Source organism: Thalassotalea sp. Sam97 (assembly GCF_041379765.1).
Classification (GTDB): domain Bacteria; phylum Pseudomonadota; class Gammaproteobacteria; order Enterobacterales; family Alteromonadaceae; genus Thalassotalea_A; species Thalassotalea_A maritima.
In genome coordinates this window covers 161,667-185,473 of the sequence record NZ_CP166919.1, presented here as the reverse complement: position 1 = coordinate 185,473, position 23,807 = coordinate 161,667, and the positions used below count along the sequence as shown (strand labels likewise).

General features: G+C 43.3%; 21 protein-coding genes. 10 read left to right on the top strand and 11 right to left on the bottom strand.

Annotated elements, in window-relative coordinates; translation table 11 throughout:
• Nucleotides 1–2: 2 nt before the first annotated feature.
• The 3 genes from envZ to greB all read right to left on the bottom strand — a co-directional run bounded on the left by envZ (nt 3) and on the right by greB (nt 2,641).
• Nucleotides 3–1,295, bottom strand: coding sequence for a two-component system sensor histidine kinase EnvZ (gene envZ / locus ACAX20_RS00790; RefSeq protein ID WP_371187722.1), 1,293 nt, complete (start codon nt 1,293–1,295; stop codon nt 3–5).
• Between the two features lie 18 nt (nt 1,296–1,313).
• Nucleotides 1,314–2,036, bottom strand: a complete 723-nt coding sequence (gene ompR / locus ACAX20_RS00785) for a two-component system response regulator OmpR (protein ID WP_371187720.1) — start codon at nt 2,034–2,036, stop codon at nt 1,314–1,316.
• A 122-nt stretch (nt 2,037–2,158) separates the two neighbouring features.
• The gene (gene greB / locus ACAX20_RS00780) at nt 2,159–2,641 is read right to left on the bottom strand and encodes a transcription elongation factor GreB (protein WP_371187718.1); all 483 of its coding nucleotides are present in this window, start codon (nt 2,639–2,641) and stop codon (nt 2,159–2,161) included.
• A 95-nt stretch (nt 2,642–2,736) separates the two neighbouring features.
• Between greB and ACAX20_RS00775 the strand changes: the two genes are divergently transcribed.
• Nucleotides 2,737–5,067: a Tex family protein gene (locus ACAX20_RS00775; protein ID WP_371187716.1), complete on the top strand. Its 2,331-nt coding sequence runs from the start codon at nt 2,737–2,739 to the stop codon at nt 5,065–5,067.
• A gap of 370 nt (nt 5,068–5,437) precedes the next feature.
• Nucleotides 5,438–6,595 (top strand): glycerate kinase, encoded by a 1,158-nt coding sequence (locus ACAX20_RS00770; RefSeq protein ID WP_371187714.1) that lies wholly within the window; start codon nt 5,438–5,440, stop codon nt 6,593–6,595.
• Between the two features lie 47 nt (nt 6,596–6,642).
• Here ACAX20_RS00770 and ACAX20_RS00765 read toward each other — a convergent pair whose 3' ends face one another.
• Nucleotides 6,643–7,101, bottom strand: a complete 459-nt coding sequence (locus ACAX20_RS00765) for a Spy/CpxP family protein refolding chaperone (RefSeq protein WP_371187712.1) — start codon at nt 7,099–7,101, stop codon at nt 6,643–6,645.
• A 160-nt stretch (nt 7,102–7,261) separates the two neighbouring features.
• On the opposite strand from ACAX20_RS00765, the gene ACAX20_RS00760 reads away from it, so the two are divergent.
• The 3 genes from ACAX20_RS00760 to ACAX20_RS00750 all read left to right on the top strand — a co-directional run bounded on the left by ACAX20_RS00760 (nt 7,262) and on the right by ACAX20_RS00750 (nt 10,541).
• A complete protein-coding gene (locus tag ACAX20_RS00760; protein ID WP_371187710.1) occupies nt 7,262–7,954 on the top strand; it encodes a response regulator in 693 nt (230 codons plus the stop codon).
• A complete protein-coding gene (locus ACAX20_RS00755; RefSeq protein WP_371187708.1) occupies nt 7,951–9,387 on the top strand; it encodes an ATP-binding protein in 1,437 nt (478 codons plus the stop codon). The genes ACAX20_RS00760 and ACAX20_RS00755 overlap by 4 nt, the downstream gene beginning before the upstream one ends.
• Before the next feature lie 128 nt (nt 9,388–9,515).
• Nucleotides 9,516–10,541, top strand: coding sequence for an alpha/beta fold hydrolase (locus ACAX20_RS00750; protein ID WP_371187706.1), 1,026 nt, complete (start codon nt 9,516–9,518; stop codon nt 10,539–10,541).
• A gap of 26 nt (nt 10,542–10,567) precedes the next feature.
• Here the strand turns inward: ACAX20_RS00750 and ACAX20_RS00745 are convergent, their stop codons facing one another.
• Nucleotides 10,568–11,455: a cation diffusion facilitator family transporter gene (locus ACAX20_RS00745; protein ID WP_371187704.1), complete on the bottom strand. Its 888-nt coding sequence runs from the start codon at nt 11,453–11,455 to the stop codon at nt 10,568–10,570.
• Nucleotides 11,456–11,528: 73 nt separating this feature from the next.
• Here ACAX20_RS00745 and trmL point away from each other — a divergent pair, with 73 nt between their 5' ends.
• Complete coding sequence (gene trmL, locus ACAX20_RS00740; RefSeq protein WP_371187702.1) at nt 11,529–11,996, top strand: tRNA (uridine(34)/cytosine(34)/5-carboxymethylaminomethyluridine(34)-2'-O)-methyltransferase TrmL; 468 nt, start codon at nt 11,529–11,531, stop codon at nt 11,994–11,996.
• A gap of 80 nt (nt 11,997–12,076) precedes the next feature.
• Here trmL and gpsA read toward each other — a convergent pair whose 3' ends face one another.
• Genes gpsA through ACAX20_RS00720 form a run of 4 tightly spaced genes read right to left on the bottom strand, consistent with a single transcriptional unit; the run spans nt 12,077 to nt 14,366 of the window.
• Nucleotides 12,077–13,087, bottom strand: a complete 1,011-nt coding sequence (gene gpsA / locus ACAX20_RS00735; RefSeq protein ID WP_371187701.1) for an NAD(P)H-dependent glycerol-3-phosphate dehydrogenase — start codon at nt 13,085–13,087, stop codon at nt 12,077–12,079.
• On the bottom strand, nt 13,087–13,593 hold the full coding sequence (gene secB / locus ACAX20_RS00730; RefSeq protein ID WP_371187699.1) for a protein-export chaperone SecB: 507 nt from the start codon (nt 13,591–13,593) through the stop codon (nt 13,087–13,089). Before secB ends, gpsA begins: the two co-directional genes overlap by 1 nt.
• 41 nt (nt 13,594–13,634) lie before the next feature.
• Nucleotides 13,635–13,895, bottom strand: a complete 261-nt coding sequence (grxC, locus tag ACAX20_RS00725; RefSeq protein ID WP_371187697.1) for a glutaredoxin 3 — start codon at nt 13,893–13,895, stop codon at nt 13,635–13,637.
• Nucleotides 13,896–13,940: 45 nt separating this feature from the next.
• On the bottom strand, nt 13,941–14,366 hold the full coding sequence (locus ACAX20_RS00720) for a rhodanese-like domain-containing protein (RefSeq protein WP_371187695.1): 426 nt from the start codon (nt 14,364–14,366) through the stop codon (nt 13,941–13,943).
• Nucleotides 14,367–14,575: 209 nt separating this feature from the next.
• Between ACAX20_RS00720 and gpmM the strand changes: the two genes are divergently transcribed.
• The 3 genes from gpmM to ACAX20_RS00705 all read left to right on the top strand — a co-directional run bounded on the left by gpmM (nt 14,576) and on the right by ACAX20_RS00705 (nt 18,354).
• Nucleotides 14,576–16,120, top strand: coding sequence for a 2,3-bisphosphoglycerate-independent phosphoglycerate mutase (gene gpmM / locus ACAX20_RS00715; RefSeq protein WP_371187693.1), 1,545 nt, complete (start codon nt 14,576–14,578; stop codon nt 16,118–16,120).
• A complete protein-coding gene (locus ACAX20_RS00710; RefSeq protein WP_371187691.1) occupies nt 16,113–17,270 on the top strand; it encodes a murein hydrolase activator EnvC in 1,158 nt (385 codons plus the stop codon). Before gpmM ends, ACAX20_RS00710 begins: the two co-directional genes overlap by 8 nt.
• A 277-nt stretch (nt 17,271–17,547) precedes the next feature.
• A complete protein-coding gene (locus ACAX20_RS00705) occupies nt 17,548–18,354 on the top strand; it encodes a divergent polysaccharide deacetylase family protein (protein WP_371187689.1) in 807 nt (268 codons plus the stop codon).
• Nucleotides 18,355–18,391: 37 nt separating this feature from the next.
• On the opposite strand, the gene ACAX20_RS00700 is transcribed toward ACAX20_RS00705, so the two are convergent.
• Nucleotides 18,392–19,159, bottom strand: a complete 768-nt coding sequence (locus ACAX20_RS00700) for a serine protease (protein ID WP_371187687.1) — start codon at nt 19,157–19,159, stop codon at nt 18,392–18,394.
• Nucleotides 19,160–19,211: 52 nt separating this feature from the next.
• On the bottom strand, nt 19,212–21,971 hold the full coding sequence (gene prsT, locus ACAX20_RS00695; protein WP_371187685.1) for an XrtA/PEP-CTERM system TPR-repeat protein PrsT: 2,760 nt from the start codon (nt 21,969–21,971) through the stop codon (nt 19,212–19,214).
• A 255-nt stretch (nt 21,972–22,226) separates the two neighbouring features.
• Between prsT and ACAX20_RS00690 the strand changes: the two genes are divergently transcribed.
• Nucleotides 22,227–23,804: an acyl-CoA ligase (AMP-forming), exosortase A system-associated gene (locus tag ACAX20_RS00690; RefSeq protein WP_371187683.1), complete on the top strand. Its 1,578-nt coding sequence runs from the start codon at nt 22,227–22,229 to the stop codon at nt 23,802–23,804.
• Nucleotides 23,805–23,807 lie beyond the last annotated feature (3 nt).

The following is a 23,807-nucleotide window of genomic DNA, read 5'->3' as shown; positions in this document are numbered from 1 at the left end:
ATTTAGGTTATTGGTAAATAGACACTGGCACTTAAGCCACCACCTTGGCGATTAGTGAGCACTACCTGGCCGTTATGGCCATCGACAATGCGTTTGATAATCGCTAAGCCAAGACCACTTCCTTCAGTGCCTCGAGCCGTATCTCCCTGTTCAAATGGCTGAAACAGTCGCTCCACATCACCTTCCGCAATACCTGGCCCACGATCTTCAACGCTAAAAAAGACCATACTGCGTTGGCGATCAAGGCCTGAATGAATTTCAATATCGTTGCTAGAATATTTAAATGCGTTCTGCACCAAGTTAGTAAGCACTCGCTTAAGTGCAGGATAAACCATCGGCACTTGCGGCAGTTCTGCTAACTTAACATGGATCTGACGCTGTTCTAACTGCTCAGTTTCAACCACTTCTTTAATTAAGGTATTGAGCTGATTAAGACTGGATTTTTCCATCATGTCATGACGAATATAATCAATAAATTGATCAATAATCGAGTTCATATCATCGATATCTTTTTCAATACCCTCTTTAAGATATTCATCGTCTTTATTCATCATTTCGGATGCCAGGCGAATACGGGTCAGTGGCGTACGTAAATCATGTGAAATACCTGCCATCAATAAACTGCGATCCGCTTCTAGTTGTTTAATACCTTTTGACATGCGATTAAATGCACGGGTGACTTCCACTATCTCACTTGAACCTTGCTCTTTCAGTGGCTCAGGAAATTTTCCTCGACTAACATCGAGCGCAGCATTTTGTAGGGCTTTTAGGGGACGATTAAGTTGTCTTACAAATAAGTAACCGCCGATCACACTCAAACCACCGATAACCACCAAGTAAAAAATTAACGGATAAAAACTGGCTTCATCTAAGCCATGTAACGGGATCTTCACCCATAAGTTAGGTGCTTGCGGTGGCCGTATCCAAAATAAATATTCATCACCCTGCGAAATTCTGACTTCAGCATCGCCTTCAAGTAGCTCGCTCATTTGCATTGATAAGTAGGGATAGTGAGCAGCTTCTTGCAAACCAAGCAATTGAGCATCGCCTTGGCGATATACGCCGATACCGGTCTCTTTGTGGAAGGCTTCAGCCAGTTGTGGGTTAAAGCCACTATCCCCACCATCTATAAACACCACTTTCACTTGCTTGGCCAACAACTGATTAATTTGCTCTAAGTTTGGCTTAATCACATAAATGGCAACACTCAAGTAAGACACCACTTGATTAATTAATAACAAAAAACCTATCAGCAGTACCGTTTGGCCAAAGGCACTTTTGGGTAACAATTTCATTTCGACAGTTTAACGGTTCTAGGCTTGTTGGCCATCTGGCACAAACACGTAACCTAAACCCCAGACGGTTTGAATATAACGCGGGCTTGCCGGATCGACCTCCAGCATGCGGCGTAACCGCGATACTTGTACGTCAATACTGCGCTCTAATGCCGAATAATCTCTACCCCGTGCTAAGTTCATTAACTTGTCTCGCGATAGCGGCTCTCTCGGGTGGGTGATTAACGCCTTTAACACGGCAAATTCGCCACTTGTTAACGGCATGGCGATATCGCCTTTGCGCATTTCACGGGTCGCCAAATTCAAACTGAAATCGCCAAAGGCAATAACCTCTTCCGATTGTGATGGAGCCCCAGGCGCTTCACTGGTTTTACGGCGTAATACCGCTTTAATACGAGCCAGCAATTCTCTTGGGTTAAACGGTTTAGGCATATAATCATCGGCACCTAACTCAAGGCCAATGATGCGATCAACCTCATCCCCTTTTGCCGTTAGCATGATGATAGGCACTTGATTATCGTCTTGACGCAAGCGACGACAAATCGATAAGCCATCTTCGCCAGGCAACATTAAATCAAGCACAATTAAATGAAAGTTTTCTCGCTCTAGCAAACGATCCATTTGCTCAGAATTAGCGGCGCTACGAACAAGGTAACCTTGTTCAACCAAATAGCGTTCAAGCAGTGCCCGTAAACGCATATCATCATCAACCACTAAAATCTTTGGAGTTTCCTGTCCCATAAACGCCCCATAATATTATTATCAATGCTATTACTAGCTTATTAGCCATAAGATATTGAAAATTTCGAGTAATTAACAGTAGTTTAGCAGTGAATTTGTTACAAACTATGAATTATCTCGGGTTATTTTGTCGTCTGATAACGAATGTCGACAACTTCCAAATAACGTTCACCATCCGGCGTTTTGACCACCACCTCATCATCAATACGTTTACCTAATAAGGCTCTTGCAACCGGTGAATCAATACTAATTTCGCCTTTTTTCACATCCCATTCGTCGGGTCCAACCAAGCGGTACGTCACTTGTTTATCGTCTTCATCGAGCAAGGTAACCCATGCGCCAAAGAACACGCGTCCTTCTTGCTGTTTTTCAGGGTAAACGATTTTCAGTTGGTCTAAACGTTTGCTTAAAAAACGAACCCGACGATCAATTTCGCGTAAACGCTTTTTACCATAAATATATTCTGCATTTTCACTGCGATCGCCGAGCGCGGCCGCTTCTGATACAGCGCGGGTTACTTTCGGTCGCTCTTCTTTCCATAAATATTTAAGTTCTTTATCAAGGCGCTCCCAGCCTTCTCTGGTAATGTAATCGCTTTTATTCATAATTAGAAAAATTAAAATTAACTGGAATTATTGTCATCCTAAAGGTATATACTCTGCAACAATTAAATTTCCTCTGGCACAGTTAACATTACACTATGCAACAAATTGCACAAACGATAGCTAGCGAACTAAACGTTAAACCTAGCCAAGTTAATGCCGCGATCAACCTACTTGATGAAGGCGCTACCGTTCCATTTATTGCCCGCTACCGTAAAGAAGCGACGCAAGGTTTAGATGACACTCATTTACGTCATTTGCAACAACGCTTAACGTATTTACGAGAACTCGATGAACGTCGACAGTTAGTCCTAAGAAACATTGACGAACAAGGTAAATTAACAACTGAACTGAAAAACAAAATTTTTCAGGTCGACAACAAAACCGAGCTTGAGGATTTATATTTACCATATAAGCCTAAACGTCGTACCAAAGGGCAAATGGCAATCGAGGCAGGGCTAGCACCATTAGCCGAAGCATTGCTTAACGACTTATCTCTTGTCCCTGAGCAGGTTGCCAGTGCATACCTTAACCCCGCAGGTCATATTGACGATGTAAAATCAGCACTCGAAGGTGCTAGCTATATCGCTATCGAGCGTTTTGCCGAAGATGCACAGCTTATTCAAAAACTTCGCCGCCACCTGCAACGTCGTGCTCACATTGAAAGCCGAGTTGTTAGTAGCAAACAACATGCAGCAGAAAAGTTTAAAGACTATTTTGAACATAGCGAATTACTCAGTAAAGTGCCGTCACATCGAGCACTGGCTATGTTACGAGGTCGTAACGAAGGTTTGCTGCAATTGCAACTTAACGCCGATCCAGGCCAACAAAGCGGTGAATCAAGCGCTGAAGAAATCATTCGTGATCACTTAGGTGTTCACCTTACCCAGCAAAACGGTGCCGCGTGGCTCAGTCGCGTGATTCGCCAAACTTGGCGAGCTAAATTAAGCTTATCGTTAGAAAATGAGTTGCTTGCCAATATGCGTGAGCAGGCAGAACTGGAAGCGATAAAAGTGTTTGCTGATAACTTAAAGGACTTATTAATGGCAGCGCCTGGTGGCGCGAAAGTCACCCTTGGCATTGACCCTGGTATCCGAACGGGGTGTAAAATCGCTATCATTGATGCAACCGCCAAGTTACTGTATACCACCACAATTTACCCTCACGAGCCACAAAAACACTGGGACAAGTCAATTCGTACCTTGGTGAATTTATGCCAGCAATATAAGGTCGACTTGATCGCCATTGGCAATGGCACAGGCTCGCGTGAAACCGATAAACTCGTGGCTGAAGCCATAGCCAAACTCGACCATAAGCTTGCCAAAATGATTGTCTCTGAAGCGGGTGCAAGTGTCTATTCAGCCTCCGAGTTTGCCGCTAATGAGTTTCCTGAACTCGATGTCTCTTTGCGAGGTGCGGTATCCATCGCTCGTCGCCTGCAAGACCCGTTAGCAGAGTTAGTAAAAATTGAACCGAAAGCCATTGGTGTAGGCCAATATCAGCATGATGTCAGTCAAAGCCGCTTAAGCCATACCCTTGATGCGGTTGTGGAAGACTGCGTAAATGCCGTCGGCGTCGATATAAACAGTGCATCTGTGCCATTATTAAACCGGGTGGCTGGCTTAACGAAAACCATGGCGCAAAACATTGTTAGCTATCGAGATCAACACGGTCGTTTTGACGAGCGCCAGCAACTGCTAAAAGTGCCGCGTATTGGCCCCAAAGCATTTGAACAAGCCGCCGGTTTTTTACGTATTCGCCAAGCGAAAAATCCACTTGATGGCTCTGCTGTGCATCCGGAAAGTTACCATGTTGTTGAAGCGATCGTTGCCAAGACAGGCACTGAGGTCGAACAATTAATCGCCAACAGCAATATATTAAATGCCCTGCAAGCAATTGACTTTGTTAGTGAAAGTACCGGATTACCGACAGTCATCGATATTATCCACGAACTCGACAAACCCGGCCGCGATCCACGCCCTGAATTTAAAACCGCGCGTTTTAAAGAGGGGGTAGAAAGTATCAATGACTTACAAGTGAATATGTTACTTGAAGGGGTTATTTCAAATGTCACTAATTTTGGTGCGTTTGTCGATATTGGTGTTCACCAAGATGGCTTAGTTCATATCTCATCGTTAACCAACAAGTTTGTTAGTGACCCACGAGACGTCGTGAAAGCGGGGGATATTGTTAAAGTAAAAGTCCTTGAAGTTGACTCCAAGCGTAAGCGTATTAGCCTGACAATGCGCCTTGACGAAAGTGCTGCGGTAAACAAAGGCCAGAAAAGCCAACAGACAAACAAATCCGCATCAGGTAAGACTGGCAATGCACATAGCAACAAAGCGAAACCGCGCCAGAATAAGCCGCAGGGTAATAGCATGATGGGTAATGCCTTCGCTGAAGCCTTTGCCAAAGCCAAGAAAAACTAACTGGTTGATATTGTTACACTCATGACTAAAATGCTGGTAATAAAGCTTTGCACGCGCGAAGTACCACCAGCTTCACAAACCATACTTATCCATAACATTGCACTTGGATAAGTATGGCTCTGTAGGCGCTGTTCTTAGATGCTTGGCATAGATGATTAAATTTCATCAACGCTAATAACGACAAACACCTTAACATCTACCCGCCACTCTTGTAGTCCCTATTCTGCTTAGCTAGGCAGCCGTTAGTCGATTTAACAACCACCGTTAATGTCAGGGTGTCATTTATTATGCTCAGTTATAGCCCTTGTTGATTGACATAAAGTTGATTATGTTAAGTATTTAACGCCAATACACCCCTGAGCCAGAGCACATGCCTTTGAATATCGTTATCGCACCGGATTCATTTAAAGAAAGCCTTAGCGCCAAACAAGTCTGTGCGGCAATACAGCAGGGTTTTCGCCAAGTGTTTACCAATGCTGAATTTCATCTACTACCGATGGCCGATGGTGGTGAGGGTACGGTTGAAGCTATGGTCACAGCAACCGCTGGTCACTATAGTTGTGTCAAAGCGCTTGATCCTCTAGGTCGACCAATATCGGCTAATTATGGTTGGCTTGGTAACAGTGATACCGCAATAATTGAAGTGGCTGCGGCATCAGGCTTACATCTAGTTGAACCCGAGCAACGCGATGCGAAAATCACTTCAAGCTACGGTACCGGCCAACTCATTAACGACGCACTAAACCATGGCGCAAAGCACATTATCTTGGGGCTAGGAGGTTCTGCAACCAATGACGCTGGAGCTGGCATACTAACTGCACTGGGCTATCGCTTGCTTGACCATACTATGCGACCGGTGGAACTTGGAGGCGCTGCACTGCTTAATGTTGCCTGCATTGACGACAGCGATGTGAACAAAAACCTTAGCCATTGCAAGTTTACCATCGCCGCTGACGTTGATAACCCGCTATGTGGTCCTCGTGGTGCGAGCGCCATATTCGGCCCGCAAAAAGGTGCATCGGCAGAGGATATTAACCTTCTTGATCACGCCTTGGCGCACTTTGCCCGGTTGATAGAACAGCACTTTGCGGTGGATGTAGCGACAAAGCCAGGGGCTGGCGCTGCCGGTGGTATAGGGGCAACGTTGATGGCAGCCGTGGGCGGTAAACTGCAAAGTGGCAGTGAATTAGTTATCGAGTCCATCAACTTAAATCAGCACATAGAGCAGGCTGATTTAGTGATTACAGGTGAAGGTCGCATGGATGGGCAATCAATTCACGGCAAGGCTCCTGTGGCCATAGCTAAGCTCGCTCAGCACCATCAAGTGCCCGTTGTCGCGATTTGTGGCTCTACAGGAGATGGTATCAAGCAGGTTTATCAACATGGTGTCACCGCTGTATTTAGTGTGGTTAACCAGCCTCAAACGATCCAACAAGCGCTAACTCAAGGTCACCAGAATATCGTCGATACCAGTGAGAATATAGCCCGTAGTATCAAGTTAGCGATGCAATTAAACAAAAAGTGCTAACACCTTGAAGTGATAGCACCTTATTTGAATTTAACGCTTAAGTAAGTTTAATTATTACTGGCGCTGTGCCTGTCTCTTTTGCGCTGCTGATGTTTTGCCATCATCTGTAATAGCTCTTGTTGCTGAGCAGGCGTCAACAGGTGATAAACTTGATGCATTGATTTGCTCTTAATCAGCGCCATCTCTGCCTTCATATCAGCTTGTCGCTGGTGTAATTGCAAAAATTGCTGTTCATTAAAGTCTTCTGCCTTTATTAATTCAAACATCGCTTGACGGGCATTGGAATCACGCCCTTGTTGATGCAATGCCTTTAACTGTTTTTTACTGTCCATGCGAATTTGCTTAATCTGCTGTTGCTGCGAATCGTTAAGCTCCAGTTGCTGCACAGCTCGTGCAAACCAGCCACCTTTATGGCTTCGTTCACCATGATGTTTCGCCATAACGCCACCGCTAACCAGCATCGCTAACGTTAACACAGTGGCTGTAAATAAAGTTTTATTGATCATTTCGTCGCTCCAATAGGTTTGCCATTTGACGAGAAAATAATAACCCAATGCTGTGCAAGCTTGTGCAAAGGTAATGTAAAGATTGAGTAAAGAGCGATGCAAGCTGATAGAGTCAGGTTACACTATAGCTTGACGATGATGCGATATAAGTATTAACAGCATGCATAAACAACTATTGATTATTGATGACGATATTGAACTGGTAGAATTACTTAGTGACTTCTTAGCGAATGAGGGTTACCAAGTTGCATGTGCCTATGATGGTGAACAGGGCTTAGCAAAAATACGTTCAGGTAAGTTTGATTTGATCTTGCTCGATGTCATGATGCCGAAATTAAACGGCTTTGATGTGTTAAAAGCTCTAGGGGGGAAATATCAAACACCAATATTAATGCTTACTGCCAAAGACAGTGATAGTGATCGGGTATTAGGACTAGAGCTGGGCGCTGACGATTACTTAAGTAAACCATATAATCCAAGCGAGCTGCTTGCTCGCATTCGCGCTATCTTGCGTCGAATTGATATTTTGCAAAACAAAGATAGCGACATGACTATGGAACTTAATGACGTGCGAGTCAATGGCCACACCCGAGAAGTATTCTGTCATCAACAATTGCTGCTACTCACTGGGACAGAATATGAGATGTTAAGGCTACTAATGACCTGTCCAGACCAAATTGTGTCAAAAGAGATTCTGAGTAATAACGTACTTGGTCGCCCACTTAGCGCTTATGATCGCAGTATCGATATGCATATATCCAATATTCGTCGCAAGCTTCATCAATTTTGCAACGACGATAAAATCAAAACGGTACGCGGTGTTGGCTATGTATTTATGAGTGGCACAGTATGAAAAAATCACTGATAGTATTATCAAGTTTTGGTTTAAAGATATTCCTTAGTTTCTGGCTTATCGCCATCATCGCGGTGCTTATAACCCGTTGGGTATCAATACAATGGCTTGACTTTGAGGAAGTAAAACCACTGTATCGAGGTCAGTTACAGCACCTAGAAAAGACCGCAAACCTTGTCCGTCAACTAGCCAAATTACACCCTGACAGCATATCTGTCATGATCGAAAATGATGACCCTCGTGTCCCCAAAGGTATTTGGTTAAAACTCGATAACACCCTAGTCACCAGTAATCGACAACCCAAAGATACGGAAATTAACCAGTATCTGCATAGTCAGAAATATCCACAACCCGTTGCCAAAACATTTCGTCATTACCGTATTGTTGGCCCAGTTGATATTCATCTTGACAATCAAGCTGGGCAACTTTTTTATGGTCGGCCATTAAAAGGGCGCGATATAGCCCACGCAATACGTAACATACCACTGTCGATACGCGTCACTGGCGCATTAATTATCACCGCACTGTTGTCATATGTTGTTGCTTGGGTGTTAATGCGGCCGATTAATAAGTTGATCAGCGCAAGCGATCAGTTTGGCCAAGGAGATTTAGCTACGCGGGTCGAAGGTTTTGCTCATCGTCACGATGAAATGGGATTACTTGGTAAGTCTTTTAATACTATGGCCGAGCGCATTCAGACGTCAGTATCTGCGCAGCAACGCTTGCTTGGGGATATTTCTCACGAGTTACGTTCACCTTTAACACGGCTTCAATTAGCCCTAACCCTTGCCAGCAACAGCAACAGCAACAACAAACAGGATGCGACGCAAGATAAATATTTACAGCGATGTCAGCAAGAGCTCACGAAACTTGAGCAGATGATAAGCCAAGCACTGCTATTATCGCGATTAGAAAACCAAATACAGGCAGTCAATAAACAACCTTTAGCACTCGATACGCTTATTCAGACGCTACTCGATGACTATCACTTGCTACTCGAAGAAAAGCAGCTACACATTAATGCACAAATCGATAACGATATGATGTTTATTGGTGATCAACAGATGCTAAGCTCGGCAATTGACAATATATTCCAAAACGCTCTGCGTTACAGTCCGGCCAAAAGTACCATTACCATTATTGCCAAGCGTTTCATCGACCGTCTAGAAATAACGATTCAAGATCAAGGTCCGGGTGTCAGTCCAAATCAATTAACCGATATTTTTAAACCGTTTTATCGCACCAGTGAAGCGAGAGATCGCAGCTCCGGCGGAACAGGTCTAGGGCTGGCGATTGCCTATAAGGCCATTACTGAGCATGGCGGCGATATCAAAGCGCAACTGGCTTCCAATGAACCAACCATGCCTGGTCTGCAGGTAACCATAACCGTGCCTGTTAACAAATCAGCCGCGCAAAACGAACAGCCGGCGTAATGGACAACGCAAACAAGTAAACTGGGTCGCATATAAAAGTTAATTCAAGAACCACTTACAAAGTCATCGCGCAAACATATATACTGGAAATATTATCCGCACACTAGCCCGATGATAAACAAACCAATATGGCCCATAACAACGTTTCAACATACCAATTAAGCTCTGAAACTGAGCTCGATGACAATCAAGCGGCGATCAATGATCGCTGGCAGCACGGTATATTTGACTCATTTACAAGTCATGATGGCTTAGCGATTCATTATGCGTTATTTAACATTGATGCGGCGCGCCCTTGGATCGTTATCTCTCCTGGTCGCAGTGAAAGCTACCTAAAGTATCAAGAAGTCACCTATGATTTCATTAATAATGGTTATAATGTTGCCCTTATCGACCATCGTGGACAAGGTTTATCAGAGCGAGAATTAGAGGATAAACACAAAGGTTATGTTGCCAATTTTAATGATTATGTTGATGACCTTCATCAACTTGTAAGTGACTATGTTTTACCATTATGCAATAGCAAACCCCTATTACTCGGTCACTCTATGGGAGGAAATATTGCGATTTTGTATTTACAACGCTACCCCGATGTATTTGCTGCAGCAGCGTTAACCGCACCGATGATTGCAGTTGATGTTGGCAGTGTGCCAGCATGGTTAGCCAAAGCTATAGTAAAACTCATTCATCACCTGAATCGATTGTTAACTACGCAGTCATGGTACTTTCCTGGCTATGGTCCGTTTAAAGAAAAGAAATTTGACGGTAACGATTTAATGCAGTCAGCGCAGCGATTTGCACTGTTTCAGGCGTTATATAAAAAACATAGCGAAATTCAATTAGGTGGAGTGACCTTTGCTTGGTTAAGCGCGGCCATTAATGCCGAGCAGCAAATTTTTACCAACATCTGCAAACTCACAACACCAATCATGATGCTGCAGTCAGGCGATGAAAGCATTGTCTGTAATGATAAACAAGATACGTTTTATCAGGCATTGCAAATGTGCCCCAACAGTAAAGCAGACGCTGCGTCACCACGGCTTATCGATGGCGCATTGCATGAATTATTATTTGAATCCGACCACTTACGAAACCAAGCGCTTAGTCATATTTTAGATTGGTTTGCTAACAAGCAAAGCTCTGTAACAACTTAAAAGGGTCATATCGCCCTTAACTATAGTCACTGCTTATCCGTTACCGCTGTCACAGGATCAACGTGGATCAACACTTCACAATCTGGAAAAAGTTGTACGAGTTGTTGCTCGAGTTCAGTGACAATGCCATGAGCCTGTATCAGGCTAATATCGTCAGCCAACTCAACATGACACTCGATAAAACGATGCTTTCCAGAGCGACGAGTGCGCAGACGATGAAACCCTAAGCTTTGTGGATGTTGTCTCAATATCGCTTTGATTTTATCAATGTCTTGGGCCTCTAATTCATGGTCAAGCAACTGATCTACGGCATGTTTTACAATACCGATGCAGCCGTACAACAAAAACAATGCGACAATAACCGCATATAAGCCATCGGCAATAGCAAAAGCATAATCGGCTAATAATACAGCGACAATGACCCCAACATTAAGTAATAAATCACTTTGATAATGCAGTGAATCGGCGCGAATGGCCACAGAACCCGTTCGGCTGATGACGTATTTTTGCAATGATAGCAACATCACGGTGGCAAGCATGGCAATGATACTGACGACGATAACGGCCTTACTGTGCAATATAGGTTGAGGTGTTATCATTCTTTCAACACCGTGAAAAATTAACAATGCCGCAGAGCTGACTATCAATGTTGCTTGCAATAAAGCGCCGAGGTTTTCGGCTTTACCATGACCAAAGCGATGCTCCGCATCAGCTGGCGTGAGTGAGAACGAAATAATCAAAAAACTGATGCTAGATGCCAACAAGTCTAACAAAGCGTCCGTTGCAGAGGCCAGCATAGCCGCTGATGAGGAAACATACCATGCATAAAGTTTGATCAATAGCATCGTTGCGGCAACACCTATCGACGCTCGACTTGCCATTTTTACCAAACTATCGTATTGACTATCCTGCACCGATTTACGTTTACCTATCCCTTAATTACTCAAATCAAGTATAATCGTTATTATTTCTTTTTACTGACTGCTTATGTTAGATATTGTCCTATTTGAACCGGAAATACCACCCAATACGGGTAACATTATTCGTCTGTGCGCCAACAGTGGTTTTCGTTTACACCTTATTGAGCCGTTAGGCTTTGATATCGACGACAAACGCTTACGTCGTGCAGGTCTTGATTACCATGAATTTGCTAACTTAAAGCGTCACAAAGACTTTGCTGCTTTTCTCGCTAGCGAACAGCCTAAGCGCATTATCGCCTCAACAACGCGCGGGACCGTAGCGCACACAGATATTGATTATCAAAGCGGTGATTACATTATGTTTGGTGCAGAAACGCGCGGTTTGTCAGAAGAAATACACGCCTATATACCAGCTGAGCATAAAGTGCGTATCCCGATGGTGAAAGATTCGCGGAGCATGAATTTATCTAATTCGGTGTCGGTGCTTATATACGAAGCGTGGCGCCAACTCGGTTTTGCTGGCGCTGACTTGTAGTCTAAACGCGACTAATCATTGCCGTTTCACAGATATAAAAAAACTGGCCATTGCCAGTTTTTTTAGTGATAACATCAAGACTAAGACTCGTGTTTACGATCTCGACCGAGTAAATCTAAGGCGGCTTCTTTGGCAGGCTTATCCTGATAAAGCACTTGATAAATTTGCTCAACAATCGGCATTTCAACCTGATGGCGTTTTGCTAGCATGTGCACTTCTTTGGTATTGCGATAACCTTCGACCACTTGGCCAATCGTAGTCATCGCATGCTCAACCGTTTCACCAGATCCTAACGCCAAACCAAAACGACGATTGCGAGACTGATTATCAGTACAAGTAAGAACTAAGTCGCCCAAACCAGCCATGCCCATAAAAGTAGATGGCTTCGCGCCAAGCGCCGCACCTAAGCGTGACATTTCCGCGAGACCACGTGTTATAAGCGCTGTTCGTGCATTAGCACCAAAGCCCATGCCATCAGCCATACCTGCACCGATAGCAATAACATTCTTTACTGCACCGCCTAATTGCACGCCGATAAAGTCATCGTTTTGGTAAACGCGAAATGTTCTGTCACAGTGCAGTAAATCTGCCAAAGATTTGGCAAAGGCATCGTTAGTTGCCGCAACCGAAATCGCTGTTGGTAAGCCTGCTGCCATTTCTTTGGCAAAGGTTGGTCCGGATAATACCGCTAACGGCATATCTTCACCGACCACTTCAACCGCGACATCTCTCAGTAAACGACCATGCTCGGGATCTAAGCCCTTAGTGGCCCAGGCTAAACGATGCTTACTAGACAGCATAGGCTTAATCTGCTTGAGCATATCCGCAAAGGCATGCGATGGGACCACCAATAAAATATTGTGACTGGCTTTAACCACGGCTTCGAGATCGCTTTCTACGATTAACGAGTCAGGAAAGGTAAAGCCCGGCAAATAACGTTCGTTACTTCTTGATTTACGCATCTCTGCAGCGTGCTCAGTATTGCGCCCCCACAATAGGGTTTTATGGCCATTGCGAGCGAAACAAAAAGCCAGCGCCGTGCCGTATGAGCCAGCGCCGATTACACTAATATCTGCCGTTTGCGAAGTCATTAGGCGTCCGCTTTTTGCTCTGCGTTGCCAGCTTGCGCTGCACGCTGTTGAACATATGACGCAAATAACGCATCAAAGTTAACTGGTGCTAAATTTAACTGCGGGAAGGTACCACGAGATACTAGGCTAGACACTAATTCGCGAGCGTATGGGAATAGCGTGTTCGGGCAGAATGAACCTAGCGTGTGCGCTAATTGTGGCTCTGGCATATTTGCAACAGTGAAAATACCGGCTTGTTGTACTTCACATAAAAATGCCACTTCTTCACCTAGCTTAGAAGTAACGGTTAGCGCTAATACCACTTCATACATGTCATCAGCTAGTTTCTTAGAACGCGTGTCGATATCTAGTTTAACTTCTGGCTGCCATTCTTTTTGGAAAATGGCCGGACTGCTTGGCGTTTCAAACGATACGTCTTTAGTATAGACACGCTGAATAGCAAATTGTGGTTGCGCTTGTTGTTCGTCAGCACCATTGGTTGCTGGGTTCTGGTTTTGTTCAGACATAGTTACTTCCTAAAATTTATGTAAGCCGAACGGCTTGTTTACTATTTTTCTGCCAATAATGCGTCAAGCTCGCCACGATATTCCAGCGCATACAAATCGTCACAACCACCAATCGGCTTATTGTTAATAAAGATTTGCGGTACTGTCATGCCGCCACCGCTACGCTGAATCATCTCATCGCGTTTTTCAGGATAGTCATCGATACTAATTTCATCGAACGCAATTTGCTTGCGCTGTAACAGCGCCTTGGCGCGGAAACAAAAACCACAGGTATGTCGCGTATATAAAACAACGTTTGCCATAAACTTTCCTGACTAAATTACCAACGAGATAACGATATTGGTGAATTATTTTGCAATTGGTAGACTGGCACTTTGCCAAGCATTAAAACCGCCTTTAAGCACACTGACCTTCTCAAAGCCTGCTTTAGATAAGGCATTGGCCGCCTTAACAGCCGAAATTCCAGCCGTACATACCACTATAATGGGTTTGTCTTTACTGTTTTCAAGACCTTGAAAGTTATTATTATTGATTTTTTCCATCGACAATTGTTTAGAGCCGATAATGTGGCCCTTTTTAAATTCACCGTCATTGCGGATATCAACAATAATGCCATCTTCACGGTTCACTTGCAGAGTCAGTTGCTGGTTATTAATTTCGGTAACCTTAGACAGCTTGCTTTTTACAATCGAAACAACAAGCATTGTCGCAATTGCTAACCACAACATGGTTAATAGCTGATTGTTCGCTGCAAAAGTGATAAATTGATCCATGTACATTGTTCTCGCAAATAATGGTTATCCACCGATAACCTATAACTATAAATCGGGGTCAAAGTATACCTTTTGCCGACAAAGAATCCAGTTAATTCAAAAAATAGCCTATCTTTTAAACTGCACGCTGGCGCTTTTTTATGAACTTTGGCAAAATCGACAGTTGTATTGCAGTAATTTATTTTTCGTAGAGATTTGGACATTTCAAAATGAGCAACAAAAAAACCATGGTATTACTTATCCTTGATGGTTGGGGATATCGTGAGAACACTGAGTCTAATGCTATTTTCCACGCGCATACGCCGGTATTAGATAACCTAATGAAAACCTATCCAAACATGTTAATTGAAACATCTGGTATGGCCGTTGGTCTACCTGAAGGGCAAATGGGTAACTCAGAAGTTGGTCATGTAAATCTTGGTGCTGGCCGCATCGTCTATCAAGATTTCACGCGTATCACCAAAGCTATAGACGATGGTAGCTTTTGTGAAACTCCAGCATTAACCAACGCCATTGATAACGCTGTTAACAACGATAAGGCGGTTCATGTATTTGGATTGATGTCGCCTGGTGGCGTACACAGTCATGAAGACCATATTTTTGCACTACTCGACATGGCTAAAGCTCGCGGTGCAAACAAAGTGTATCTACACGCCTTTCTTGACGGCCGTGATACACCACCTCGTAGCGCTGAGGCGTCGTTAAAAAAGGCAGAACAAAAGTTTGCCGAGCTTGGTAACGGTCAAGTCGCGTCGATTATTGGTCGCTATTATGCAATGGATCGCGATCAACGTTGGGAACGTGTAGAACAAGCCTATGACTTAATGGTTGACGGTATTGGCCAATATTCTGCTGACGATGCCGTTAGCGCCTTACAACAAGCCTATCAACGCGATGAAAACGACGAATTCGTTAGTGCAACAGCCATTAAAACGCCTGATGGTAAAACCATTACTATTGAAGATGGCGATGCGATGATCTTTATGAACTTCAGGGCTGATCGTGCACGTCAATTTACCCGCTGCTTTACCGATAGTGATTTCGCTGGCTTTACACGTAAACGTGTGCCAAATATTGGCGATTTTGTGATGTTAACCGAATATGCAGCCGATATTGATACCAGCGTAGCATTTCCTACTGAAGATCTGGTCAATGTATTGGGTGAATGGCTAGAGCAACACAATAAAACCCAGCTGCGCATTTCAGAAACTGAAAAGTATGCGCATGTCACATTCTTTTTTAGTGGTGGCCGTGAAGATACCTTTGCTGGTGAAGATCGTGTTTTAGTGCCATCACCGCAAGTTGCCACGTACGACATGCAGCCAGAAATGAATTCAGGGCTGCTTACCGACAAATTAGTCGAAGCGATTGATAGTGGTAAGTACGACCTTATTGTTTGTAACTACCCAAATGGCGACATGGTCGGCCATACAGGCAAATTCGATGCTGCGGTAAAAGCCTGTGAAGCGGTTGATAGCGCAATCGGCCGAGTAGTTGACGCATTACAACGCAACGGTGGTGAGTGTCTAATTACAGCTGACCACGGTAATGCCGAAATGATGGTGAATGCGGCAACCGGACAAGCGCATACCGCGCATACTTGTGAGCCGGTGCCATTGATCTATGTTGGTCGCAATGCAAGTGTTAAACCAACGGGCGCTTTGAGCGATATAGCCCCCACTTTATTACACCTAATGGCAATGGAACAGCCTGAACAAATGACAGGCCAAGCATTGATGCAGCTGAGTGAGTAATAACGCCTCGATTATCAAGCTAAAAAACATATGGCGCACGGTAGTGGTACTGTGCGCCGTATTGCCGTGGTTAGGATTTGCTTCACAGACTCAACAACAAGCAACCAAAGAAGATTTAAACGATATAAAGCAACAAATTAAGTCACAGCAACAGCAGCTTAAAAGCAATGACCAAGAGCGTCAAAAAGTCGAGGAACAACTTAAGCAAGACGACTTGTTGATTGCCCAATTAGCAACAAAATTACGCGCAACGCAAAACCAGCAACAACAAACCAAGCAACGTTTAGCGGAATTAAACACTCAGCAAAAACAACTTGTAGAACAAAAACATCAACAAGAACAACTATTAGCCGAGCAACTACGCAGCGCCTATTCCGCGGGACATCACGATTATATTAAACTGCTCCTTAACCAACAAAAACCTGAGCAAGTTCAACGCACATTAACCTATTATCAATACTTAAATGATGCGCGTATTAGCAGTATCAGTAACTTTACTGAATTATTGGAAAAGATTAATCAAGTAGAACAGCAACAACAACAACAAGCACAACAACTGCAAAAACTTATCGAACAACAACAACAGCAACGTCAACTGCTGGTTCAAAAACAAACACAACGACAAACAACACTTGATGAATTAAGTGCCCAAATCACCACCTCTAAGCAGCGTCTGAAAAAGCTCGAAGGTGAAGAGAAATCACTGATCCGCACTTTGGCAAAAATACAAGCATCACTGCGCGAACAGAATGAGTTCAATGGTTTAAGCAAATTAAAACGTAAACTAAAATGGCCTGTCAAAGGCCGTGTCGCTCACGCTTTTGGTAGCCGTAAGCAAGGTTATTTACGCTGGAAAGGGGTACTGATGCATGCGCCTGTTGGCCGGCAAGTTAATGCTATTCACAATGGTACGGTGTTGTTCGCTGATTGGCTAAAAGGCTACGGTTTAGTGATTGTAATTGATCACGGTGATGGCTACATGAGTCTTTACGGTCACAATCAAGCGTTACTAAAAAATGTCGGTGACAATGTCCTTATTGGCGAGCCTATCGCTCTCGTTGGCCAGTCAGGCGGGGTAAATCAATCAGGCTTGTATTTTGAAATCCGTCATAAAGGTAAACCGGTTAACCCCAAACTCTGGTGTCGCTAGTCACTGCTCCTCAGCACAATCAGCAGGTAATTAAATATCTTATTTACGACTAAGATAACCGATTAAAACGGTTAGCAATTGCTCGTCTCAGCGATTTTTTAAGCAGTCACCACACCTTAACGAGTAAATTACAAAAGACGCTGGATTTGCGATAACAGAATAAGGTAGAGTAGAATCATTATAATAACAAGCTGACGTACCTAGCACTGCAATATACGGTTGCTTAATCGCCTGCAAACGCTGTTAACACAAAGCTTTATAACAATAAGAATTTTCTGTGCGGATACTGTTTTTACTTTTTTGCATATTCATCGCTGATGCTCGTGCACAGCAACATTCAAACAAGCTAGCTATCGTCATTGATGACATTGGTTATCGCGCCAGTGATCGCGATACCTTAGCTTTACCAAAAGAAGTGACCCTGTCCGTCCTGCCGCATACACCATTTGGTCGCGATCTTGCTATTTTAGCCAATGCTCAACAACGAGAAGTCTTATTGCATGTACCCATGCAGTCGGTCTACAACCTGTTATTAGGTCCAGGTGCCCTGACATCGGATATGGATGAAGCCAGTGTCCGCAAAACATTAGAAGCGTCGATTGCAGATATCCCTTATGTTATTGGTATCAATAATCATATGGGCAGTTTGCTGACGCAAAAATTTGAACCCATGTCTTGGACGATGCGTTTCTTAAAAGAAAAGCAATTATTTTTTCTTGATTCAAAAACCAGTGCTAACTCGCAAGCTCAACAAGTCGCGCAGCGTCAAGGCGTCCCCAGCTTACATCGTCACATATTTCTCGATAATAAGCGCAACGAAGCCTACATAGAGCGCCAGTTTTATAAGATGCTAGAAATGAGTAAGCAAAATCAACAAACAGTAGCTATTGCCCACCCGCACCCGCCAACTATTCGCGTGCTAAAACGTATGTTACCATTACTGCAAAAGCATCGTATTGATCTGGTAAGTATTTCCGAATTACTGCCAACGCAACAATATGCAAGCCAACATTCATCAGCAGTACCAAATACCAATGACATCTCGGTTGAAAACCGTAGTGATGCGGTTAGCCCAAATGACTAAAACGTTAGGTGCTTAGCGATTATTTCTGAGACGTTAATTAAATATCAATGCGGGCCTGCTCAATCAATTGATATAAATACTTAACAGGAATCGCGTAGGTGATGCCCGAGGGAGAGCTTAACGCCGCCTCTTTGGTTTTTTTAACAAATACCTTATTCACTATCGCTATCACTTCACCACTATCTTGCAAATAAACCGGACTGCCACTGTTGCCTGGATAGGCGACAGCATCAAGTTGATAAACTAAATAGGGATTTTTAAGGCGTTTAATCATCGCTGGAGTAAGTTTTGTCGATGAATTCGATGGAATAACAACGGGCGTGATCGCTGAAATAATGCCTCGATGCGTTGCAGGATATAAGCCTAAACTAGCACCTATGGGAAACCCGGTAAAAGCAATAGTATTGCCTTCCGTTTGCAATGCTAGGGAGGCTAATTTTAACGCCGGCAATGAGTTACCGCGGATAGCTAAAATGGCTAAATCATGTTCACGAGAAAATGCCACGACCTTAGCAGGACGGATGTCAACCGCCTGACCACTGCCAATAAACACCACTTGCTGTTGATTATCACTAGCCTTTACTGCGCCATCAATGACATGATGATTGGTCACAACATAGCGGCCGTCGCCAATCACAAAACCAGTCCCCCATAGCTGATTTTGTGGCCTTCCTGTCGGATCATAAACACCAACGCCAACAACCGCGGGTTTTACTTTTTTTACCGTATCAGATAATGGTGTGGCGAGAGCCACACTAAATGGCAACATCAGCAGTAACAAAAGTAAAGGAAATAATTTGTACATTATGTACCTCATAATATGGCGACGTTAATATAGTGAGACAACCGATTGAACCTTACATATTTTGATTGAGAAGCTTTTCAAGGTGTTGTTTTTGCTCGCTATCAGGCAAGTCCTTTATTACTTGCCGAGACAAATCCGTCTTGCCCTGATTAATTAATGCTTCAGCATAATAGTGAATAATTTTTACATCGACTGGTAACTTCTCAAGCTCTTTTGCTAGTAGCTGTTCGGCGTTTTCATACTGCTTATTTTTCAGGTATGCTTGCGCTAATGTGTCAATCACTTGCGAATGCTCAGGTGCTATCTGGTGTGCCTTTTTCGCCGCTCGTAAACCTATATCATATTTCTCAGCTTGCAATGCTGACCAAGCGAGGTTATTTAAGGCAATAAAGTTATTAGGATCACGATCAACTTGTTGCTGATAGTAGTCTAATGAATAGTTGGGGTCTGTATTCACTGAGAGCTCTGCTTTTAAATTTTCTAATACTCGATCATTGCCTACCCGTTGCTGTGCATTATCAATAAACTGAATGGCTTCTTGCATTTTATTTTGCAATGTTAATGATCGTATATAAAAAGTTGCGGAACGAAGGCTTGGAAACTGCTGGTATAAGGTTTTCGCTAATTGTTCCATTTGCTGATAGTTGCCTTCTGATTTAGCTTCCTGCACCAAATACGAATACATGACACTTGGTTCCACCTGCTCTCTATCTACGTTTTTGATAATTTGTTTTGCTTCTGCCAGTTTTTGTAAATTAGCTAAGTAAAACGCTTGAACAACCTGTAAATTTTGATTTTTGGGGAACTGCTTACTAAGCAAGCGAGCACGGAAAAGCGCTTGTTGATAATCTTGCTTTGATTCAAGAACCGACAGGACATTCAGGTGTGCCGCTAAAGAATCAGGGCGAGCTTTAGCTAAAGCTTCAGCTAAATTTTCGGCTATCTCAAAATTTTTTCCGCGTGAATGTATTTTTGATGCTAGCGATAGAAACCCTGGACTATTGGCAAAGACCGACTGATGATTTTCCAATAACCTAATGGCTGCCGATCGCTGCTCTGTCATCTCATACAGTTGAACGATCGTCAGTAATAAATTTTCGTGTGATGGCTGCTCTTGTTCAGGTAATGCTAGCCAAGACTCCTGTAACAGTGCCGTTAGCGCTTCAGTATCTAGCCTTTTATAGTTTTGTAATAACAAAGCAAAGCCACCAACATGCTTCCCTGTCACCGTAAAGAGCTGATGCAGATAGTTTGTCGCTTTTTCGGGGTTTGCCTCTCTAAGGGCAAGTATTGCAAGGTTATACAAAGCACTTTCACTCTTAGCATTCACGGAAAGTGCCTTCTGGTAAGCCTGCTTTGCTGACGGTAACTTGTTTTGATATTTATATATTAACGCCCAAGCTAAATGACCAAATTCAGAGTCACCGGCTTGGTCTAGCCATTGCTGCGCTGTTCGCTCTGCATTTTCTAAGTCATTATCACGTAAATAACTGTACAATAGGCCTGCTCTTGCTCGATGGAGTTTAGGCTCTTTTTCTATCGCAAGCTGTAAATCGTCATAAGCAGATTCATCACCAACAGACATTTTTAATAAACCAAGTTGTTGAAGCTTACCGGGATCGTTCAACTCTAATTTATCAATTTTATCAATGTATTGCTGCGCTTGCTCTTTGTCTCCAGCCATGATCGAACCAATGCTGGCTTGCTCTAAAAGTATAAAGTCTTCATCTTCGCTAGATTCGAGTTGCTCAACCGATGCGATTGCCTCATCGACATAACCAAGCTTAAATTTCACATCCGATAATACTTTGTAAGCGACGTGTTGTGACTGTAAATAAGGTTCAATGTCCTTGAGGTTCTTATAAGCCATTTGATAATTATCAAGCTCATAATAACTTAACCCGGCTATTAAACTGGCTTTAAAATTAACCATACCTGAATTGATCAGTTTATTAGCAAACTCTATCGCTACTTTGTAGTCTCGTTGTTTGAACTTAATTTCTGCTTTTTGCACATGCAATGCGGTATAGCCGGGGAATAAGCTTAAAAAGCGCGTTACTGCTCTATCTGCTCTCTGCCACGCCTCTTGCTCTATTAATAGCTCAACATAGCGAACATTCGCCAGTAAATTATAGCTATGCATAGCTATATATTCGGCAAAAGCGTCAATAGCGAGATCGGTTTCCTGGCGCTGATTTAACGTCATGGATTTTAATAACAGCGCTTCTGAAAACTCGTTATCTTGAGCAATTAAAGGTTGCAGTAACTGCAAAACGAGCTCGTGTTCGCCTTTAACATACAATAAGCTGATGTTACTCAACTTGGCATAGAAGTCTTCCGCTTGAGCTTGGGCTATGGCCTTATCTAGATATGTGTTTGCCTCTTGATTTTCACGAATCGCGAAATACACCCCAGCGATGGCATTCAGCATCGCCTTGAGATCTCTTCGTTCACCGTAATAACTGGCTATGGTTGCATCAACTAGTGTCGTTTGATCGGTGAGGATATAAGTCCGTAGCAAATACGGTAATAATTCTTCATTAGCATAACCAAGCTCCTGTGCTCGCAACAGCTCTTTACTGGCACGCATTAAATTACCATTAAAGAAGTACGCCTTACCTAATAAAAAACGCGCTTTGGCTTGTTCCGGTTGTTTTTGAATTAAGCTTTTCAGCTCAACTTCTGCAGCTTTGTAACGTTTAGATGTTAAGTGATTTTCCGCTTTAGATATTGCTTTCTCGGCACGATAGCTATCGCTACAAGCAAACAAAAAAAGAACAGCGAAGCAGCAAAGAAGTTGACGATAATACACGGTTAGCCCCTTATTTATTGTTGTTAAGCCTTGGTTGACAAACTGTCACTAATGGCGAGGTTATTTTGCAAGTATAGGTCAATATTGAAATTTTTCTTTTAAATCAATTGATGCCATTAGGTTTATCGTTTAAGTGACTTTTTATTTGCGAATTCATCAACTTAAACCATACTTTAAAGGGTTAAGGAGAGGCTCTTATTGGCTTCGACTTTACCAATACGGCAAACAAACAACAATAATCACAAGGGCTTGTCTATGTTAACGCAAATACACGACATCATATTTGCTAACCATGAACCATCAAAAACTGCCATCACTCATGGCAAGCACAGTCTAAGCTACCGACAATTGCAGCAGCAAACCGAGCATATAGCGTCTTCTTTAGTGGCGTTTGGTGTTGAACATTTTGATCGTGTGGGGATTTATCTCCCCAAAACTTTCGAGTTTGTACTGACAACCTTTGCGACAAGTAAGGCTGGTGGCGTTTTTGTGCCAATAAATCCGATTTTAAAGGCTCCACAAGTGGAGTACATCATTAACGATTGTGATATCAAAGTATTAGTCACAAGCTGGGCGCGCTTTGTACAAATTCAAGCAAACCTTGATAGTCTCGCGAGCTTACAAACGGTGATCATTACCGATGACATAAAGGCGCCCACTGAACAGTTCAATCAGTTAGCGATTATTAGCTGGCATGCAATTAGCCAGCAGGGTGACTTACCCGACGCCACATGCCCCAATACATCGGATGATATGGCTGCCATCTTTTATACGTCAGGCAGCACAGGAAAGCCTAAAGGTGTCGTGCTTTCCCATGCCAATATCATTATTGGTGCACAATCAGTCGCCAAATACCTTAACAATTCACAAGCCGACAAAATACTCGCGGTTTTGCCATTCAGCTTCGATTACGGCTTTAGCCAGCTTACCACTGGCCTGCTCGTTGGTGGAGAAGTGATTATGCTCGACTATTTGCTAGCTAATGATGTCCTAAATGCTATCGAAAAACACCAAATTACTGGCTTAGCCGCGGTGCCACCATTATGGACGCAACTATGTAAATTAGACTGGCAAAATAAAGCTCGCAGTTTACGCTATATCACTAATTCAGGTGGCGCGATGAGCCCTAGTTTGCTCGAACAGATCATCGCTAAGGTCCCACAAGTTACCCCATATTTAATGTACGGTTTAACAGAAGCCTTTCGTTCCACATATCTTGCTCCTGAAAAAGTAAAGCAAAAACCTAACTCTATTGGTCAAGCAATCCCCAACGCCGAAATAAAAGTGCTGCGAGCAGATGGTAGCGAATGCGATATTGATGAGCCTGGTGAGTTAGTACATCTTGGCCCTTTAGTGTCGCTCGGTTATTGGAATAACCCCGATAAAACCAGCGCTCGATTTAAGTATGCACCACAAAAGCCCAATGGCATCATCAATAAAAAAATGGCTGTCTACTCAGGTGATATCGTTAGTAAAGATGCTGATGGCGATTTATATTTTGTCAGCCGTAATGACGAAATGATAAAAAGCTCAGGCTACCGAATTAGTCCCACGGAGGTCGAAGAGTGCTTAATGCAATCGCAATTAGTCGATGACTGTGTGGTGCTAGGCTGTAAGCATCAAGAATTAGGGCAGGCTATTTTAGCCATTGTTAGCTTGCGACAAAAGGATTTGGCTAACCCGCAATTATTACTCAACAAATACTGCCAACAAAATCTGCCTAACTTTATGGTGCCTGCCGATATCACCGTGTTGGATGAGTTACCCAAAAATGATAACGGTAAGTTGGATAGAGCATCGCTAGCTAAACGCTACCAACAACACTTCGAGTAAATT

What these genes read in the sequence shown, in the direction of transcription:
- ompR (WP_371187720.1), bottom strand. Translation starts at nt 2,036, where the DNA reads ATGGGACAGGAAACTCCAAAGATTTTAGTGGTTGATGATGATATGCGT.
- ACAX20_RS00755 (WP_371187708.1), top strand. Translation starts at nt 7,951, where the DNA reads ATGAAAAAATCACTGATAGTATTATCAAGTTTTGGTTTAAAGATATTC.
- ACAX20_RS00775 (WP_371187716.1), top strand. Translation starts at nt 2,737, where the DNA reads ATGCAACAAATTGCACAAACGATAGCTAGCGAACTAAACGTTAAACCT.
- grxC (WP_371187697.1), bottom strand. Translation starts at nt 13,895, where the DNA reads ATGGCAAACGTTGTTTTATATACGCGACATACCTGTGGTTTTTGTTTC.
- secB (WP_371187699.1), bottom strand. Translation starts at nt 13,593, where the DNA reads ATGTCTGAACAAAACCAGAACCCAGCAACCAATGGTGCTGACGAACAA.
- gpsA (WP_371187701.1), bottom strand. Translation starts at nt 13,087, where the DNA reads ATGACTTCGCAAACGGCAGATATTAGTGTAATCGGCGCTGGCTCATAC.
- greB (WP_371187718.1), bottom strand. Translation starts at nt 2,641, where the DNA reads ATGAATAAAAGCGATTACATTACCAGAGAAGGCTGGGAGCGCCTTGAT.
- trmL (WP_371187702.1), top strand. Translation starts at nt 11,529, where the DNA reads ATGTTAGATATTGTCCTATTTGAACCGGAAATACCACCCAATACGGGT.
- ACAX20_RS00770 (WP_371187714.1), top strand. Translation starts at nt 5,438, where the DNA reads ATGCCTTTGAATATCGTTATCGCACCGGATTCATTTAAAGAAAGCCTT.
- envZ (WP_371187722.1), bottom strand. Translation starts at nt 1,295, where the DNA reads ATGAAATTGTTACCCAAAAGTGCCTTTGGCCAAACGGTACTGCTGATA.
- ACAX20_RS00750 (WP_371187706.1), top strand. Translation starts at nt 9,516, where the DNA reads ATGGCCCATAACAACGTTTCAACATACCAATTAAGCTCTGAAACTGAG.
- gpmM (WP_371187693.1), top strand. Translation starts at nt 14,576, where the DNA reads ATGAGCAACAAAAAAACCATGGTATTACTTATCCTTGATGGTTGGGGA.
- ACAX20_RS00690 (WP_371187683.1), top strand. Translation starts at nt 22,227, where the DNA reads ATGTTAACGCAAATACACGACATCATATTTGCTAACCATGAACCATCA.
- ACAX20_RS00765 (WP_371187712.1), bottom strand. Translation starts at nt 7,101, where the DNA reads ATGATCAATAAAACTTTATTTACAGCCACTGTGTTAACGTTAGCGATG.
- ACAX20_RS00760 (WP_371187710.1), top strand. Translation starts at nt 7,262, where the DNA reads ATGCATAAACAACTATTGATTATTGATGACGATATTGAACTGGTAGAA.
- ACAX20_RS00720 (WP_371187695.1), bottom strand. Translation starts at nt 14,366, where the DNA reads ATGGATCAATTTATCACTTTTGCAGCGAACAATCAGCTATTAACCATG.
- ACAX20_RS00700 (WP_371187687.1), bottom strand. Translation starts at nt 19,159, where the DNA reads ATGTACAAATTATTTCCTTTACTTTTGTTACTGCTGATGTTGCCATTT.